The 1,972-nt window shown below is 47.3% G+C and carries 2 protein-coding genes; both read right to left on the bottom strand.

Translation table 11 applies throughout. The features are described 5' to 3' along the window. Positions 1 to 578 (bottom strand): tetratricopeptide repeat protein (locus A3739_RS22330; RefSeq protein WP_197472501.1); only part of this gene is annotated, 578 nt, incomplete at its 3' end. A gap of 171 nt (positions 579 to 749) precedes the next feature. Continuing rightward, the coding region (locus A3739_RS22325) for a flagellin (protein WP_255376794.1) at positions 750 to 1,972 on the bottom strand (1,223 nt) is incomplete at its 5' end.

Raw genomic sequence — 1,972 nt, 5'->3', positions numbered from 1 at the left:
ACGGTGTAGGTATCGCATTGAAGATTCTCGATGCACTCTGTTATTTGGTGATGAATTTCTGTGCTTGTATGGCCATGTGCCAAGATACTGCGGTAGTGCAAGAAAGCAGCATCATATTGTTTGGTTTCGAGTAAACAGAATGCGATACCGGTAAATGCAGGCAGAGAGCTTGGCTCAAGATCGAGCACTTTATTGAATAAGGCTTGCGCTTGTGAATAGTTGCCTAGGAGTGCTTGGGCATTCGCATTGTTTAGCAGGTAATTCGCATTGCTTGGCTCAAGCATGCCGGCGCGCTGAAAGTATTCATTCGCCAGCTCTGTTAAGTCCAAATCAAAGCTAATCCGACCGGCAAGGTTTAAAGTTGCCGCTCCTGGAATGTCTTGCTCGATTACTTGTTCGATCTGGACTAGTAGTTGATTCAGTGCGGTCGTGCGTATCGCATCGCTAGAACTAAGTGCGGCATTTATCGTGTTGTAGTCTTGGTTGATCTGTATGACTCGTCGAGCTAGATCTGCCGCTTCAGTGGGTGAGAGGCGGGTGCTTTGATGGACTGTGATTGAGCCTTCTTGTGGAAGCATGAGGTAAACCTTTTCCGCTAATACTGGTAAATAAGTGATTTGTTTCGTTATTAAGGTAAGTAGCGAATGACGTGCCAAATATGATTTTGATTCAAAAAAATAATTTACTAAGTTATTGAATAAAAACAAAAAAGCCGGCATTTGGCCGGCTTCAAGAGATGTGAGCCTAGCTTACTGAAGAAGCTGCAACACACTTTCAGGCTGTGCATTGGCCTGAGTCAGAATTGATAGGCCGGCCTGCTGAAGAACCTGCGTTCGCGATAGCTCTGCAGTTTCTGCTGCGAAGTCTGCGTCTTTAATTCGAGAGTTCGAAGCAGACAGGTTTTCGGCTGCAATTTGTTGATTCTGAATCGTGGACTCAAACCTGTTTTGAATCGCACCTAAGTTCGCACGCTGCAGGTTGATGGTATTTAATGCGTTATCAACAGCATCAAGTGCTGCGATTGCGCCGGCAACCGTAGAGACGTCAATGTCTTTAACAAGAATGCCATCTTCCGCGCCACCATATTCGCCAACTTCGAAGCCTGAATTGCCGATGTTGCCGGTGAGAGTTTCAAGCGTGATCTTACCTGATGATTCAAGTGAGATTGTGCCGCGTGTTTCTGTACCAGTTGCTGGAAGACCCAAGTTAGCGAAACTCGCTGTAACAGCGCCGGTGTAGTTGTCGAGCACCATGTTTCGACCATCTTCAGCGATGAGTCGGTAAGTTGAACCGAATGCTTCAGCGCGGACACCACTCTGACCAGCTTTGTTATTGATCGCAGTGATTGTTGCGTTTTGAATATCGGTTGTCGTTGCCGTAGCACTCACAGAAATATCAATGCTCACGTCATTAATATCGAAAGTACCCGTAATCGCAGTACCAGTGGTCAGCCCTCCGCCATTTAATATGTTAGCGTTGACCTTCGCCACAACGCCGGTTTGCTCGCTAACACGGTTAATAGCTTCTGCTTTCGCGATAGCACTTTGATCAGAGTTGGCAGTAGACGCCGTGTCAAATGTTGTGAGAGTAGGGCCAACTGGAACGCCATTTATAACAATGTCACCAGATGCAAGTGCTGCACCCGGAGATGGCGCGCTTACAACACCAGAGTTGTTGCCACTATACGTTCCAACAGCTAAGCCAGCGTTCCCAATACCGCCTGTCGTTGTATCGACACTAATTGGAGAGCCGTCGTCTGAAACTAGCGTAAATGAGCCAGTGTATGTTGCGGCTGCCGCAAGGCCGATCGCGCTTGCCGTTGCTGTACCATCCGCCAAGACAACGTTTCGACCATCTTCCGCTCGTAACTGAATGCCTTCTGTTGGATTGCCGTTAAAGATAGCTTCGACACCAGTTTGTCCAGTGAAGTTATTAATCGTTTCGGCGACAGATGTTAGGTTTACTGTTTCAC

It is taken from the genome of Oleiphilus sp. HI0067 (assembly GCF_001635735.1).
This window is presented reverse-complemented; position numbering and strand designations above follow the sequence as displayed.